The organism is Halomonas huangheensis (assembly GCF_001431725.1).
In the GTDB taxonomy this organism is placed as follows: Bacteria; Pseudomonadota; Gammaproteobacteria; order Pseudomonadales; family Halomonadaceae; genus Halomonas; species Halomonas huangheensis.
Genome location: NZ_CP013106.1, coordinates 904129 through 920582 on the forward strand (window position 1 = coordinate 904129; position 16454 = coordinate 920582).

General features: G+C 58.1%; 12 protein-coding genes. 8 read left to right on the forward strand and 4 right to left on the reverse strand.

Annotated elements, in window-relative coordinates; translation table 11 throughout:
• Positions 1 to 36: 36 nt before the first annotated feature.
• The 3 genes from AR456_RS04095 to dctP form a co-directional block, all read right to left on the reverse strand.
• Positions 37 to 1386 carry a TRAP transporter large permease gene (locus tag AR456_RS04095; RefSeq protein WP_021820087.1) on the reverse strand — a complete coding sequence of 450 codons (1350 nt, stop codon included), beginning with the start codon at positions 1384 to 1386 and terminating at the stop codon, positions 37 to 39.
• The gene (locus tag AR456_RS04100; protein WP_202903955.1) at positions 1386 to 1988 is read right to left on the reverse strand and encodes a TRAP transporter small permease; all 603 of its coding nucleotides are present in this window, start codon (positions 1986 to 1988) and stop codon (positions 1386 to 1388) included. The genes AR456_RS04095 and AR456_RS04100 overlap by 1 nt, the downstream gene beginning before the upstream one ends.
• A gap of 93 nt (positions 1989 to 2081) precedes the next feature.
• The gene (gene dctP / locus AR456_RS04105) at positions 2082 to 3131 is read right to left on the reverse strand and encodes a TRAP transporter substrate-binding protein DctP (protein ID WP_021820089.1); all 1050 of its coding nucleotides are present in this window, start codon (positions 3129 to 3131) and stop codon (positions 2082 to 2084) included.
• Positions 3132 to 3515: 384 nt separating this feature from the next.
• Between dctP and AR456_RS04110 the strand changes: the two genes are divergently transcribed.
• Together AR456_RS04110 and AR456_RS04115 are read left to right on the forward strand one after the other, a co-directional pair.
• Positions 3516 to 4196, forward strand: coding sequence for a GntR family transcriptional regulator (locus AR456_RS04110; protein WP_021820090.1), 681 nt, complete (start codon positions 3516 to 3518; stop codon positions 4194 to 4196).
• Between the two features lie 162 nt (positions 4197 to 4358).
• Entirely contained in the window at positions 4359 to 5846 is a 1488-nt protein-coding gene (locus AR456_RS04115) for a protein adenylyltransferase SelO (RefSeq protein WP_021820091.1), read from the forward strand.
• Positions 5847 to 5940: 94 nt separating this feature from the next.
• On the opposite strand, the gene AR456_RS04120 is transcribed toward AR456_RS04115, so the two are convergent.
• On the reverse strand, positions 5941 to 9885 hold the full coding sequence (locus AR456_RS04120; RefSeq protein WP_021820092.1) for a hybrid sensor histidine kinase/response regulator: 3945 nt from the start codon (positions 9883 to 9885) through the stop codon (positions 5941 to 5943).
• 396 nt (positions 9886 to 10281) lie between these two features.
• On the opposite strand from AR456_RS04120, the gene AR456_RS04125 reads away from it, so the two are divergent.
• The 6 genes from AR456_RS04125 (at position 10282) to ttcA (ending at position 16285) form a co-directional block, all read left to right on the forward strand.
• A complete protein-coding gene (locus AR456_RS04125) occupies positions 10282 to 10539 on the forward strand; it encodes a DUF4212 domain-containing protein (protein ID WP_021820093.1) in 258 nt (85 codons plus the stop codon).
• 37 nt (positions 10540 to 10576) lie between these two features.
• Complete coding sequence (locus tag AR456_RS04130) at positions 10577 to 12373, forward strand: sodium:solute symporter family protein (RefSeq protein WP_021820094.1); 1797 nt, start codon at positions 10577 to 10579, stop codon at positions 12371 to 12373.
• A gap of 54 nt (positions 12374 to 12427) precedes the next feature.
• Positions 12428 to 14272, forward strand: coding sequence for a putative nucleotidyltransferase substrate binding domain-containing protein (locus tag AR456_RS04135; protein WP_021820095.1), 1845 nt, complete (start codon positions 12428 to 12430; stop codon positions 14270 to 14272).
• Between the two features lie 40 nt (positions 14273 to 14312).
• The gene (locus AR456_RS04140; RefSeq protein WP_021820096.1) at positions 14313 to 14948 is read left to right on the forward strand and encodes a 3'-5' exonuclease; all 636 of its coding nucleotides are present in this window, start codon (positions 14313 to 14315) and stop codon (positions 14946 to 14948) included.
• On the forward strand, positions 14945 to 15184 hold the full coding sequence (locus AR456_RS04145) for a hypothetical protein (RefSeq protein ID WP_021820097.1): 240 nt from the start codon (positions 14945 to 14947) through the stop codon (positions 15182 to 15184). The genes AR456_RS04140 and AR456_RS04145 overlap by 4 nt, the downstream gene beginning before the upstream one ends.
• A 198-nt stretch (positions 15185 to 15382) precedes the next feature.
• The gene (ttcA, locus tag AR456_RS04150; RefSeq protein WP_031208467.1) at positions 15383 to 16285 is read left to right on the forward strand and encodes a tRNA 2-thiocytidine(32) synthetase TtcA; all 903 of its coding nucleotides are present in this window, start codon (positions 15383 to 15385) and stop codon (positions 16283 to 16285) included.
• The last annotated feature ends 169 nt before the right edge of the window (positions 16286 to 16454 follow it).

Genomic DNA, 16454 nt, shown 5'->3' on the forward strand with positions numbered 1-16454 from the left:
GCGGCAGCCGAGAAGCTCGGCCTGTGTCGTTCGAGATCAACCACCAGTGCCCATGATCAGGTCCGGCAACCAGGTGGCGATGCTGGGGAACATGCACAGCAGCACAATGCCGAGCACCATGCACAGTGCATAGGGCAGGCTGCCGAGCAGAATATCGCGTAGTGCAATGTCGGGAGCGATGCCCTTGATGATGAAGAGATTGAGTCCCACCGGCGGGGTGATCAGGCCGATCTCCAGGTTGATGGTCAGAATCACAGCGAACCAGTAGGGATCAAAATTGGCCGCAAGAATGATCGGCAACAGAATCGGAGCCGTCATCACGATCACTGCTACTGGAGGCAGGAAGAAGCCCGCGATCAGCAGGAACAGGTTGATGATCCCCATCAGCACCCAGCGATTGACCTCGAGCCCGGCAATGGCTTCTGCCACTGTCTGGGTAATGAACAGTGAGGACAGCGCGTAGGCGAAAATTTCTGCACAGGCGATGATCAACATGATCATCACGCTCTCGCGCAATGCATCACGCATGATGGTGGTCAGTGGTTTCAGCTGCCACATGCGATAGACGATGATAGCCAGTGCCAGACACAGGAAAGCACCGGCTCCTGCGGCTTCAGAGGGTGTTGCGACACCGCCGTAGAGCGCGAACAGAATCAGGCTCACCACGACCAGAAACGGTAGGACTCGGATCAGTGCCTTGAGATTCTGGTCGAGGTTCTCGCGAACATTTTCCCGGAGCTGTTCGGCGGCCTCGGTGACCGGGTTGGGGCTGTGATAGCCGCCGGCCAGACGGCAGGCGAGCAGCGTCCAGGCCATGAACAGCAGTGCCAGCATCACACCGGGTACGGCACCGGCGATGAACAGTCGTCCAATGGAGGTTTCGGTGGAAATACCATAGACGATCATGGTCACGGACGGCGGAATCAGGATGCCAAGGGTACCGCCTGCTGCCACACAGCCAGCGGCGACACCATCTGGATATCCGCGTTTGCGCATCTCGGGGATCCCGAGTTTACCGATGGCAGCGCTGGTGGCTGGTGAGGAGCCGGAGAGTGCGGCGAATATCGAGCAGGCGCCGATATTGGAGATCGCCAATCCGCCGGGCACACGTCCCAGCCATAGGTCCAGCGAGCGATACAGGTCACGTCCTGTGGGCGAGGAGGCGACAGCCGCGCCCATCAGTATGAACATCGGAATGGCGACGAAACCGAAGGAGGCGAGGCTAGCGAAGAAGGTCTCGCCGAAGTAGGTCAGCTCGATCATGCCGCGATTCATGACCAGCGCGGCGAGGGCTACACCGCCTAACGCGAAGGCGATCGGTGTGCCGATGGCCATCAATATGAACAATGCGATGACGATCAGGATGCCACTGGTAACAGGATCCATCAGTCTTGCCCTCCTGCTGTGGCGGATTCCGGCGTTGCTGGCGCGGATTTCAGTGATGTCAGAATGATGGCCAGATATTGCGCCACCAGTAATGTGGTGCCCAGTGCCAGAGGTACCAGCGCTGGCCACAGTGGTGGGTTCCATACCGTGCCGGTGGTCCAGCTACCGTGCCAGGCCTCGAGTAGATACAGCCAGGCGCCGTAGGCGAGAGCAACGCAGAACGCCAGTCCGGCCAACGATGCAACAAGTTGCATGGCATGGCGTAGCCGTCCCTGCAGCGCATCGGGAAGGACCGTGACGGCAACGTGGCCACCACTCAGCAGCACCCAGGGCGAGCCGAGCAGCATCGCTGCCGTGATCGAGAAGGTCGCGAACTCAGTTTGCCAGGTGGTACTTTCACCGATCACATAGCGAGTGAAGATCATATGGCAGACCGCCAGTACACCGATCAGCAGTGCCAATGCTGCGATGATGGCGACCCAGATCGACAGTCGGTCCATAGCTCGGCAATAGAGATCCGTCAGTCGCGCCCAACCGCTGGGCTGCTGTTGCTTTGACGAGTGAGATGCTCCATCTGCCGAGTGACGAGGGGAGTGCGGCATCGGGCCTCCGAAATCCGTGGTGACTCAGGATTACCCACCACAAGAGAGTCCCCGCCCGGTTCGATGTCGGGCAGGGACTTGCTCGGGTAGGAATTACTCCACGGCCATGGCCGCATCGATCAAGGCCTGGCCGTTCTCGACATTCTCGGCAAAGCTCTTGTAGGCGCTGCCTTTTGCGACTTCCAGCCAGGCGTCATAGTCCTCCGATGACATCTGTACTACCTCGACGCCATTCTCGGTAAAGACATCGATCATTTTCTGGTCCAGACCCACGGCCTGCTCGGCGAAATATTGTTCCGCCTTTTCACCGGCAGCAGTCAACGCCTGTTGTTGCTCTTCGTTGAGACGGCTCCAGCTGCGCTCGGAGATCAAGATTGGTTCATACATGAACCACAGGGCGTTCTCCCCCGGAGGTGTCAGGCAGCTGACCTGCTCGTAGATGCGGTAGGAGACGAACGAGCCGGACGATGTATTGGCGGCATCCAACACACCGGTCTGCATCGCGGTATAGATTTCCGAGGAAGGCATCGATGAGATCGAGGCACCGGCCGTTGCCAGCATCTCATCGAAGGCCGGGCCCGCCGCACGCATGGTCTGGCCCTGCACGGTATCTGGTGAGGTGATGCACTGCTTGCTTGAGGCAAAGCCGCCGGCCAACCAGGCGTCCGCCAGTACACGAGCACCGGCGTCATTGATGACCTGCTTGATCATGCCCATGAACTCGGAATCATTGAGCCGTTGGGCCCTCTCATGGTTGCGCACCAGGCCCGGCATCAAGGTTGCCGAGAACTCGGGGTGACGTCCGCTGGCATAGTCCAGGGGTAGGGCTGTCATATCGAGGCGTCCCTGCACCAGCGCCCCCCATTGCTCCTTGGCCTTGAACAACGACTGTCCTGGGTAGACCTGTAGTTCAAGGTCGACATCGGCTGCCTCGACTTCCCTGGCCATCAACTGGACCATTTCGTCGCGCACATCGCCCTGACCGCCAGGAAATTGATGGGAGACGCGCATTACGGTGGCAGCACTGGCGAGGGAGGACGTCAACAGGACCGCAGCGGTGAGGGCTACAGTGAGGGCTGGGCGAGTGTGGGCTGTGCGAGTGAGAGCGGAGAGATTGACGGTGGGGAGAGTGAGGCGTTTCATGGCGAGACTCCTGATCGGTAATTGTTGTTGTCGGAACTGACTGTTCTGGTTGCAGGATGTTTATAACGACAGGCTAGTTGTTGTGGTGGAAGCCTGGCTTCTGATGCCTGTGGATAATGTGAGTTTAGCGACATGCCGTTGAGCTGCAGCATGATGAGGTTCTGATATGCATCATCGTTGCTGATGTATACTTCAATAGATGCTGGGCATATCAGTGTCAAATGACAGCATGTTAGACAATGGTGGTGAACACCCTGTCTGCTGGGGCCCGAACAGGATGTACAATGGGGCAGAGATGACCCATTGCGGAAACGGCAACTCTCGCAACCCAGCCAGTAACGCGCTGAACTCGCAACACCACACTGGAGGCAAAAGGGGGAGGCAATGAAAAAGCCATCCAACGCCCAGCGGCTCAGAGATTCGCTCGAGGATGACATCATCAACGGTCGACGGGTGCCTGGCGAACGTCTCGACCCGGAAGAGCTCTGCCGTGTCTATGGTGTTTCACGCACGCCTGTACGTGAGGCGATCCAGCAACTGGTTGCCAGTGGTCTGGTCACCGTTTCTCCCAAGAAGGGGACCTTCGTCGCCCGTGTTGGTCTTGATCAATTGATCGAGATGTTCGAAGTCATGGCCGAGTTGGAGGGCATGTGTGGCCGGCTGGCGGCGCGGCGTATCACTACCGATGAACTCGCGGAGTTGGAGGAGGCTTATGAGCGCTGTCGGGTGGCGGCTGAGGCTGGTAATAGCGACGAGTACTATTACGAGAATGAAGGTTTCCACGCTTGCATCTATGCCGCCAGTCACAATACCTTCCTTGCCGCCGAGGCAACGTCGCTGAAGCAGCGCCTCAAACCTTACAGGCGTCTGCAGTTGCAGGTTCGTAGCCGTATGCAAAGTTCGCTGGATGAACACGCTCGCATACTGGCGGCCATTGAACAGGGCGACGCCGAAGCATCAGAACAAGGGCTGCGTGACCATGTGCTGATCCAGGGTGAGCGATTCAGCGATTTTGTCTCCAGCGTGCGCGAAATGGAACGGCGCGCCGAGGCCGCAACAGGATGACAGGGATGCTCTGATCATCTCTTTCTGAAGAGAGCGGAGTTTCCCGCTGGTGTAGGGACGCACCAGGCATTGAAAATGGGAGTCAGTGCATCACTTGTTATGGGCTGACGCGCCTGAATGATTCCATGGATGGAAGCATTCAGTGGAACCACAGGAGTTTCCATGTTTCCCCGCTTTCATCAACGCTACCTGGCACTGCCCCAGCGTATGCGTGCCGAGTGCCAACCTACACCGGTGGCAGAGCCGCGTGTTGTGGCTTTCAATCATGCGCTGGCCGAGGCACTGGGCTTCGATCGTGAAGCTTTCAATGCTGAGCAGGCGGCACAGATCCTGTCCGGCAACCAGGTCCCAGAGGGTGTTACCCCTGTGGCAGCAGCCTATGCCGGGCATCAATTCGGCAATTTTGTCCCGCAACTGGGTGATGGCCGAGCGCTGTTGCTGGGTGAGTTGTCCCATCAGGATGGTGCTCTGCGCGAAGTGCAGCTCAAGGGCGCCGGGCGTACGCCGTTCTCGCGGGGTGGCGATGGACGTGCACCGCTGGGGCCGGTGTTGCGTGAGTACCTGGTGTCCGAGGCGATGTTCGCATTGGGTGTGCCGACCACTCGGGCTCTGGCAGCGGTAACCACCGGAGAGCGGGTATATCGTCAGCCGCCCGAGCCGGGCGCAGTGCTGACGCGTGTCGCCAGCAGTCATCTGCGGGTCGGCACCTTCCAGTACTTTGCGTCGCGCAATGATGTCGAAGCGGTCAAGCTGCTGGTTGAACTGGCGATCGAACGCCATTATCCGGAGCTGGCTGGGTTACCCGAAGACGAGCAGGCCATGGCGTTGTTGGATGCGGTGATTGGTCGTCAGGCGAATCTGGTGGCCCGTTGGAAGGGACTGGGCTTCATTCATGGGGTGATGAATACCGACAACTGTGCGATTTCCGGTGAAACCATCGACTACGGGCCATGTGCCTTCATGGATAGCTATCATCCGGAGACGGTGTTCAGCTCTATAGATGAGCGCGGGCGTTATGCCTGGGTCAATCAGCCGGTGATCGCTCAGTGGAACCTGGCGCGTTTTGCCAAGACTCTGTTGGCGTTGATGGATACGGATCAACAGCGTGCCATCGAGCGGGCGACGGCAGCCATCGAAGGCTTCAGTGACCGTCATGAGCAGGCATGGAGCGATGTATTGCGCAGCAAACTGGGGCTGACCCGCGACGCAGAACCAGAGGACGGGAGTGATCTGGCGCTGGGAGAAAAGTGGCTCGAGGTCATGGCAGCCGGCAAGGTCGACTTCACGCTGAGCTTCGGTGAGCTGGTGGCTGCGGTCGAGCCGGGTGCTGATGAGACGCCCCTGCATCAACGCTTCAATTCCAGTGACGCGCTCGATGCCTGGCTATCGCGCTGGCGGGAAAGGCTGCATGCAGAAGGCCAGAGCAGCGAGGTACTGCGTTCAAGGATCGAATCGGCCAATCCGCTGGTGATCCCGCGCAATCATCTGGTCGAGCGGGCCATTCGCGCCGCTGCAGATCAGCAGGATTTTGGCCCATTCGAGACGCTGCTGGCTGCAGTGACCCAGCCCTGGACATCACCCGAGGATCAGAGCCTGCTGCAACCGCCCTTATCGAACGAGCGCGTGTTGCGAACCTTCTGCGGTACTTGAGTGGCTGTGGTGCCTGAATGAAAGAACCGGACGCCGAGGCGTCCGGTTTTGCGTTTCATGAAAGCTACTGAGGTGCTGTCTACAGAGGTGCTATCTATTGAGGTGCTCTGCTGGCCTGTAGCGTACGCGTCAGCAAGGCACGTAGAGCGGCAGGGCGCACTGGTTTGAGCAGCAGTTGGTATCCTCCTCGCTTGACCTCTTCGGCCACTTCTTCTGTGCGATCTGCGGTGATGACGATACCCGGAACAGCACCAGTGAAGCGCTCGCTCAAGGCATCCAATGCCATCATCCCGGTCACCTCATTGTCGAGGTGGTAGTCAGCGAGAATCGCGTCCGGATCGCTGTCGAGATGGCGCAGTACCGATTTCGCACCACCGATGGTGGTGGCAGTGAAAACCTCGCAGCCCCATCCAGACAGCATGGCCTTCATGCCCTCGAGAATCAGTGATTCGTTGTCGATGCACAGGATGCGGCGCCCGGCCAGTTTGTTGCCGGCGCGGCGCGGGGAGCGCTCTTCCTCCCTGGCCGTTTCCGCCTGGGCCGCTACGCGCGGCACACTGACCGAGAACACCGTGCCGATGTCCAACCATGAGCGGACCTGAATAGGATGGTCGAGAACACGACTCATGCGGTCGGCGATCGAGAGTCCCAGACCCAGGCCTTTCTCGCTTTCCTTGTGACGCGATGCCTGGTCTAGTCGCCGGAATTCCTGGAAGATTTCCGACTGCTTGGCCTCGGGGATGCCCGGGCCACTGTCCCAGACTTCAATCAGGATTCGATCTCCTCGACGGCGGACACCCAGTAGCACGAGACCTTCCTGGGTATAGCGGATGGCATTGGACAGGAAGTTCTGGATGATTCGACGCAGCATCTGAGCATCGCTGTCGACCCATAATGAGGTACCGACCACCTTGAGATCCAGGCCATGGTCCTCGGCCATTACCGCAAACTGCGCCTGTAATGGTCGGATTATCTCGTTGAGTGCGAAATGGCTGCGTCTCGGCGTCAGAGCCCCGGCATCCAGCTTGGAAATATCCAGCAGCGTGCTCAGTAATTCCTCGGCGGACTGCAGTGAGCTGTCGATATGGCCGATGGTACGCTTCATGTCCTCGGCTTCCATCTGCTGGGACAAGGCAGACGTGAATAGACGTGCGGCATTGAGCGGTTGCAACAGGTCATGGCTGGCCGCGGCAAGGAAGCGGGTCTTGGAGGCATTGGCGTCCTCGGCAACCTGCTTGGCCTGGCGTAACGCCTGCTCGGCTTCGGCACGTACTCGGTTTTCCTGACGCAACGCTGCGTTGGCTTCGGATAGCGCCTGGGTGCGCTCACGTACACGCTCCTCAAGGGTTTCATTGGTTTCCTTGAGGGCGATCTCGGCGCGGCGACGTTCCGTGATGTCCTGGTAGAGCGAGAAGAAACCGAGTATCGCGCCGCTGTCACCGAAGTGAGGCGTGTAGGTGACCAGCATGTAGCGGAGACCTTCCTGCGGCAGAGTCAGGGATACCTCGAAACTGACCCGCTCGCCGGTTAGAGTGCGCTCGATCCATGGCGTGCGTGCACTGGCCATATCGATGGACATCACATCGTTGATGCGCTTTCCGATTACCGCATTGCGGTCGATGTCGAAGGCCTGTTCGTAGGCTCGGTTGGTAAACAGGTAGCGGCAATCCCTGTCGAAATAGGCAATCAATGCCGGCACGTTGTCGGTGTAGATGCGGATGTTGTTTTCCGAGCGGATCAGCGCTTCCTCGGTGCGCTTCTGCTGAGTGATGTCCTGGTAGGTGTAGACGAAGCCGCCGCCAGGCATCGGGTTGCCCTGGACCTCGAGCACACTTCCGTCCTGGCGATAGCGAACATAGCGGTGCGGTTGCCCCTCGCGGATATTGTCGAGCAGCAGTTGGACGTGTTCCTCCGGGTCGCCTGGGCCGTATTCACCATTGTGGGCGTTGTAGCGGAAGATCCGGTCGATGGGCGCACCGACGCGAATCAGGTGGTCGGGAAAGCGGAACAGCTCCAGATAGCGTTGATTCCAGACCACCAGGCGCAGGTTCTGGTCGACCACGCTGATGCCCTGATTGATGTTCTCGATCGTGGCCTGCAGCAGAGCACGGTTGAACTCAAGAACCTGTGAAGCTTCGTCGACGATCGAGATGACATCGGAAATTCCGATGCCACGTCCCTGCAGCGCCGAGTTGACCACGATTCGCGCCGATGAAGCGCCGAGTACCGAAGCGAGGAAGCGTTCGGTGAACTGGATGACGTCAATCGACGCCCGGGTGCTGTCCTCCAGCGCCTTGCCATTGCGGCGTGCATAGTCATTGAAGGCACGCTCGACCTGGTTGGCGCTGAGAAAACGCTGGCAGAGCACCTTGAGGTCACCGACGGTGGTGGCGCCGGTCCAGGGCCGGTTGACCGACGTCTGGCGGGTTTCGACGCTGTCCACGAACAGTGAGGCCTGGATGCGCTCGACCACGCGCTGAGGGGTGATCTGCGAAATGAAAATATAGGCGAAGAGGTTGGCGCCCAGCGACAGCATCACCCCGTGGGTAAAGCTGTCGCCGATGTGCAGGCCGAACAGCGAGGTCGGCGATAGCCAGGCGACCTCCATGGGCCCGCCCGCCAGCCAGCTGGATGGCAGTACACCGGCATTGATCATCGCTGGCAGTAGCAGAGTATAGGCCCAGATCGCGAAGCCGGCATTCATGCCGACGATGACCCCCAGTCGGTTGCCACGCTTCCAGTACAGGCCTCCGATCAGTGCCGGGGCAAACTGAGCCGCGGCGGCAAACGACAGCATGCCGATCGATGCCAGTGAAGTGAATTCACCGATCAATTGATAGAAGCCATAGGCCATGGCCAGAATCACGACGATGGTAATGCGTCGAGCACGCAGTACCAGACGGCCATAGTCGCGAGCCTTGGTATCGAACCAGCGTAGCCGGAACAGTGCAGGGATCACGATCTCGTTGGAGATCATGATCGATACCGCCACCGCGGCGACGATCACCATCCCCGTGGCAGCGGAGAAGCCGCCGATGAAGGTCAGTAGTGCCAGCCAGCTCTGGCCGGCGGCAATCGGTAGCGACAGCACGTAGGTATCCGGCGAAACATCACTGCCGGCAAACACCGTCAGCCCAGCGGCTGCCAGTGGCAGTACAAAGAAGGCAAACAGCACCAGATAGAGTGGGAACAACCAGCGTGCTCGAGTGGCATCATCGCGATGGGTGTTCTCGACCACCGTGACATGAAACTGCCGCGGCAGGCAGAGAATCGCCAGCATCGCGAGTAGGGTCTGTGCCCAGAAGCTCTGGCCGAAGTCCTGCTGTGCCAATTGACGCTGCAACTCAAGTTGAGCATCCGCGGTGGCCAGCAGATCACCGAGGCCGTCAAACATGCCCCAGGTGACATAGATCCCGAGGGTCAGGAAGGCCAGTAGTTTGATCAATGACTCGAAGGCCACTGCATGAATCAGGCCTTCGTGGTGCTCGGTGGCGTCGGTATGGCGGGTGCCGAAAAGTATCGCAAAGATAGCCATGACAATGGCGACATAGAAGGCAGTGTCACCAAACAGCGGCGCCCGTGTGATATCGGAGGCGTTGGTCAGCACCGTGAATGACGTCGAGACCGCCTTCAATTGAAGTGCAATGTAGGGGAGGGTGCCAATCAGAGCCACCAGGCTGGCAAAGGCCGCCAATGACTGGGTCTTGCCGTAACGCGAGGCAATGAAGTCGGCGATCGAGGTCACGTTCTGGTGCTTGGCGACACGCACCATCTTGGCCAGCACTGGCCAGAACAGCAGCAGTGTCAATATCGGGCCTACGAAAATGCTGGCAAATGACCAACCCGAGGTTGCCGCCTGACCAACGGCGCCGTGAAAGGTCCAGGACGTGCAGTAGATAGCCAGCGCCAGGCTGTACACCAACGGGCGTCGCTGACTTGAGCCCCGGTGCCGGGCACGGCGATCACCGCGCCATGCGATGGCGAAGAGCACCGCGATGTACAAGAGTGAGACAAGTATCAGCATCCAACCGGCAAACATGGCCACCTCCTCGACGTCAGCCGCCATTCTAGGGCATTGGCGGCTGACCAGGCAGGGGGGATTGCCAGTTTGTTGGAAGTCGAGCAAAGAGTGGGCAACGGATGCTTTTATGGGAAAACCGGCGTAAAGGAGCTGAGGATTGCGAAGATGTTGTCGGGAGGAATACGACTAACGTGGATTGCACCTTTGTCGCGATAGACCATCGGATGATATTCTGTGACTATGTGTAACATTATGAATTTAAACAAATATTTGTTTATGTGTTGCGGTGCATTTATTGCTTTCGACTAAAGTTCTCGTTATGCATATGTCGCCTTTTGACTAGGCTGTTTTTGAGCTTACCGCCGACATCATGGCGGAATCTGGCGTTTAAACCATCGTTCTGAGGGCGGCCTTATGTTGGACAAGAGTGCGCAGGCTTACTGGAAACGAAATGTCAGAATCATTCTCGGCTGTCTAGCCGTATGGTTCATCGTGTCCTATGGCTTCGGCATCCTGTTGGTGGATGTGCTCAATAATATTCGCTTCTTTGGCTTCAAACTTGGCTTCTGGTTTGCACAGCAGGGATCGATCTTTGTCTTTATCGGGCTGATCATCTTCTATGCATGGAAGATGAACAAACTCGATGAGGAATTCGACGTACACGAGCAGTAAGCCCGAACAATAACGTCAACCAACGGGAAGCATTTCCATGGATGTACAATTCCTGACTTATCTCTTCGTCGGTGCGTCCTTCGTGCTCTATATCGGTATCGCGATATGGTCACGAGCGGGATCCACCAAGGACTTCTATGTAGCAGGCGGTGGTGTACCACCGGCGGCCAATGGCATGGCAACAGCGGCAGACTGGATGTCTGCGGCCTCGTTCATTTCCATGGCTGGCTTGATTGCCTACCAGGGCTATGATGCCTCGGTCTACCTGATGGGCTGGACTGGCGGCTATGTGATGTTGGCAATGCTGCTGGCTCCTTATCTGCGCAAGTTCGGTAAGTTTACCGTGCCGGATTTCATCGGTGACCGGTACTACTCGAATGTTGCGCGTACCGTCGCAGTGATCTGTGTGATCTTCGTATCCTTTACCTATGTCGCAGGCCAGATGCGCGGTACCGGTATTGTATTCGCTCGATTCCTCGAAGTTGACGTCAATATAGGCGTCGTTATCGGTATGGTTATTGTCTTCTTCTACGCCGTGCTGGGCGGCATGAAGGGCATCACCTATACCCAGGTGGCGCAGTATTGTGTGTTGATTACTGCCTTCATTGTGCCTGCGGTGTTCCTGTCGATCATGATGACTGGCCATGTCCTGCCGCAAACCGGCCTTGGCGCCACCTTTGTCGATGCAGCCGGCAACGATAGTGGCCAGTACATTCTCGATCGCCTCGATGGCTTGCTTGATGAGTTGGGGATTACGCCTTACACCGATGGCAGCCAGCCGATGATCAATGTGTTCTTCATCACCGCGGCCTTGATGTGTGGTACCGCGGGCCTACCGCACGTCATCGTGCGTTTCTTCACGGTGCCACGTGTCCGTGATGCGCGTATCAGTGCCGGTTGGGCGTTGATCTTCATCGCGTTGCTCTACACCACTGCTCCGGCGGTGGGGGTGTTTGCGCGGACCAATATCATCGAGACGGTCAACAACAACGCCTATGAAGAGATTCCCGGTTGGTTCAAGAGCTGGGAAAACGTCGGGCTGATCGGTTGGTTGGACAAGAACGATGATGGTCGTGTGCAGATGGGCGCGGGTGACCCCTTCAGCGGCAAGCCGGAGTTCCAGTCAGGTCCGCTGGAAACCGATGGCGAGCGAGGTGAGCATGGCCAGCGCATTGTTACCAATACACCTACCGAGGGCGACAATGAGGTTTATGTCGACCGCGATATCATTGTACTGGCCAACCCGGAAATTGGTGGTCTACCGGCCTGGGTAGTGGCGTTGATGGCTGCTGGTGGCGTGGCAGCTGCACTCTCCACCGCGGCCGGACTGTTGCTGGTGATTTCAGCGGCAATCTCTCATGACCTGATCAAGAAGCAGATCAATCCCCATCTCAGTGAGCGGGGTGAGCTGATTGCGGCGCGCAGCGCAGCGGCTGTTGCGGTAGTGATTGCCGGTTACTTTGGTATCAACCCGCCAGGCTTTGTGGCGCAGGTGGTGGCCTTCGCCTTTGGCCTCGCAGCGTCGTCGTTCTTCCCGGCGATACTGATGGGGATCTTCGACAAGCGCATGAACCGCGAAGGGGCGATTGTCGGCATGATCGTCGGCCTGTCCTTCACCTTCTGCTACATCGTCTACACCAAATTCATCAATACCGACCCGTCAATCTGGTGGTTCGGCATCTCGCCGGAGGGTATCGGTACTCTGGGCATGCTCCTGCACTTTGTGGTCGCCTTTGTGGTATCGCGTGCCACCAAGGCTCCGCCCGCGGAAATCCAGGAACTGGTCGAGAGCGTGCGTGTACCGCGAGGAGCGGGAGTCGCTCACTCGCATTGATGATGGAGTGGTATGTGCCCCCGGCCATGGCCGGGGGCATTTCAGGAGCCGGTAATGGTTGATCTTGATATGTCGGAGCCACCGTTCTCGCTGTTGGATGACAGCGCACGGGAACGTGTGTGTGCCGGGCTTGATCTGGCGTATTTCGCTCGCGACACGATCATCCTTGATGCCGGACAGCCCGGCGAGTTCGTCTTTGTCATTCACAAGGGTGAAGTCGCGGAGCTGGAACCCAATGCAACTGCCGAGGGCGCACGTATCGGTCACTACACCGATGGCGACTTGTTCGGTGCCATCAGCGTTCTCAACGGTAGCAGCCGTTATCGGTTCATCGCTGAGCAGGAAAGTCTCTGTTATCTGATGCCTGCGCAGTTGTTCCGGTCGCTGTGTGATAGTCAACCGGCCTTTGCCGAGTACTTCCACAACCGGATTGTCGAGAAGACACGGTTGATGAGTCAGCGGCGTAGCCAGCAGGATGCTAGCCTGGCGGGATTCATGATGGCCAGAGTCAGTGAGTGCCAGCGTGAGCCTCTAGTGGTAGCGGACACGACCACTATCGGTGAGGCGGTGCGCCTACTCCGGGAGCGTCAGGCCGACAGCCTGCTGGTCGAACTGAAGGAAGAGCAAGGGGATGACGTCCACGGCAGGAACCGTTATGGCATGGTCACCCGCACGGACATGCTTGAGGCATTGGTGCTTGAAGGATATGGCAGCGAAGGGCTGCTGAGTGGGGTGGCCAGTCGCGAGCTGGTGGAGGTGGATGCGCAGCAGTATCTGTTTGAAGCGCTGATCGAGATGACTCAGCACAAGGTAGAGCGCGTCGTGGTCTGGAATGGCGAGCAACTGGCCGGCATTGTCGAGCTGACCGATGTGCTGAGTTTCTTTTCCAGTCGCAGTTATATGATCAGCCTGCAGGTGGAGCAGGCAAGCAATCTCGATGAGTTGCAGGAAGCCAGTCAACGCATGCCGGATATGGTCGACTCGTTGATGGCTCAAGGGGTACGCATGCGTTTTGCCATGAGCATGCTGGCTGCGCTTAACGGTCGTATCATCCGCAAGGCCTGGGATTTCAGCATGACGCAACCCGCGCGAGATGCCTCCTGCTTGCTGTTGTTGGGGAGTGAGGGGCGAGGAGAGCAGGTGGCGCGCACCGACCAGGACAACGCTCTGATCCTGGCGGATGGTATCGACTGGCCGAGCCTCGCCGATGATTCCACTCACTTCACGAATGTATTGGCTCGACTGGGTTACCCACACTGCACCGGTAATATCATGATTTCCAACCCGCAGTGGGTCGGAACTCTGGATCAGTGGCAGCAGCGGATTCGTAGTTGGGTTGCCAAGTCAGAAGCCGATCACCTGATGCGGCTGTCGATTCTGTTCGACGCCTGTGGTGTTGCCGGTAATACAGATCTGGGTGAGCGCTTGCGCGACATCCTGATCACCGAGACGCTGGGCAATGAGGTGTTGTTGAGTCATTTTGCCCGTGCCGTGCTGCGCTTCTCGACACCGCTGACGATGTTCGGCTCCGTGAAGCGCCCGGAGCACGGTATCGACTTGAAGAAGGGTGGTGTCTTTCCCATCGTGCATGGCGTGCGCACTCTGGCCATGGAGCGTGGAATACGTGCGACCTCAACCCTCGAGCGTCTCGAGGCGTTGGTCGACGATGGTCGTGTGGCACGTAGGGATGCCGATGACCTGGGGGAAGCCTTGCAGGTATTCAGTGAGTTGCGCTGGCGAGCCGGTGGCAGTGTGCCGGAGGTCAGTGGTGAGCGTGCCAATCGTGTGGTGGTGCAGTCCTTGTCATCGTTGGAACGGGATCTGTTGCGTGAGGCTCTGCATATTGTCAGGGAATTCAAGGGGCGTCTGTCGCACCGCTACCACCTGGAGTATGCATGAGTGTCGCGCAGACCCGCATGGAAGAAGGAGTTGATCAGGAATGAATACCATGTTGCGAGCGATTAGACGTGTAGCCGACCGTCGTCGTCAGGCTCAGGGCGATTATGGCTGGTTGTTCAACCCCTATACCGGTAATGAAATGGTATCACTGGATTGTGAGACCACCGGGCTCGATACCAGATCCGCGGAATTGGTGTCTATTGCTGCGGTGCGCATTCGCGATGACCGAGTGTTGACCAGCGAATCGCTTGATCTACGTCTGGCTCGGCCTGGATCGCTGAACGGAGATTCGATTTGCGTCCACCGACTGCGAGGCACTGATCTTGAAGGTGGGCTGGTCGTGGACGAAGCGCTGTCACGGTTACTCGATTTCATCGGTAATCGCCCACTGGTGGGCTGGTGTATTGGCTATGATCTGGCAATTCTCGATCGCTACTTGAAGGAGCTGCTTGGGTTTGCCTTGCCCAACGCGACCATTGATGTGGCTCAGGAGTATCGTCGTCAGTTGCGCCGTAGTCATCCTGATGTGGTGGCGCGGCCGGAGTTTGAGCGGGTTGCTGAGCGTCTGGGAGTGCCGGTCATGGGGCGGCATACCGCGTTGGGAGATGCGGTCACCACCGCCTTGATGCATTTACGCCTGCAGAGTGGCGCGCTTGAGGAGTACAGCGGATCATGAGTCTTCATCTGGTTTTCTCCTGGCTGGAGCCTGTGCTGTTGGTCAGTGGGTTGCTGATGGTGTTGGTGGCCTATATGCAATATGTCCGGCGTACCCGTGATCTGTGGGCGGTGGTCAAGTTCTGGGAGCGCCGACTGACCATGACCGGTCGCGAGTTTGCCTGGCAACGCAGTGGGATTCTGGTATTGCTGTTGGGTGTGCTGGTCCGTTATCTATTGATTCTGCAGGTCCTGTAGCGCCGATGTCCCTGTTCAGACGGCAGGCTGAATTTTCTGCTCGCGGGCGACCAGACGCCGGGTTGATGGGGCTCCATGCGCAGCCATCTCTCGGCAGTCTCCTGAAGGTCCACGAACAGTGGTCTGGCGGCTTGGGGAGGCCTGCCATGCAATGCTAGAATGTCGGCCCCATCCGTTCAGCCGTGTATTGCAATGACCATGTCGCCCGCCATTTCTGTTGATCCGACGCCTGCCTCCAGTGTGGAACATGAGGCGGAGGATATCTGCTCGCTGGCCAGAGAAAAACGCGAATTCAACAAGTTGCAGAAGCGGCTGCGGCGTCTCACCGGCAATGCCATCATTGATTACGGCATGATTCAGGAAGGTGACAAGGTCATGGTATGCCTGTCTGGAGGCAAGGACAGCTACACCATGCTTGAGATCCTGCGCAGCCTGCAGCGTAACGCGCCGATCAACTTCTCGCTGGTGGCGGTCAATCTCGACCAGAAACAGCCCGGTTTTCCCGAGCATGTGCTGCCGGAGTACCTTGAGGGTATTGGTGTCGATTACCATATTCTCGAGAAGGACACCTATTCGGTAGTCAAGGAGAAGACCCCCGAGGGCAAGACGACCTGTGCGCTATGCTCACGGCTGCGGCGTGGCTCTCTGTACGGTTTTGCCGAGGAGATCGGGGCAACCAAGATCGCGCTGGGCCATCACCGCGAAGACATTCTCGAGACGCTATTTCTCAACATGTTCTTTGGTGGCAGCCTGAAGTCCATGCCACCCAAACTGCTTTCCGATGATGGCAAGAACATTGTGATCCGGCCCTTGGCCTATTGTCGTGAGGCAGATATCGCCGCATACGCCGAACAAATGGGCTTTCCAATCATTCCCTGTAATCTGTGTGGTTCGCAGCCCAACCTGCAGCGTCAGGTGGTCAAGGAAATGCTGGCTGAATGGGAGTCCAAGCACCCTGGCCGTCTCGAGAGCATGTTCAAGGCGGTGACCAATGTGGCGCCATCACAACTGGCGGATCGCAACCTGTTTGACTTCGAAGGCCTCGAGGGCGAGCAGGCGCGTAGGCAACGTAATCGCATCGATGTAGTTGACGCAGGCTGAGCCTCGTCAACATCAGCGGGGTCATCACGGCATTACATTCGAACGCCATCGGCAGCGCATCCAGCAGTGTTCCCGATGGCGTTCTTGTTCATGACAGCCTTGAGCGATTGAAACAGCCCTGAGCGATTGAAACAGCCCTGAGCGATTGAAACAGCCCTGAGCGATTGAA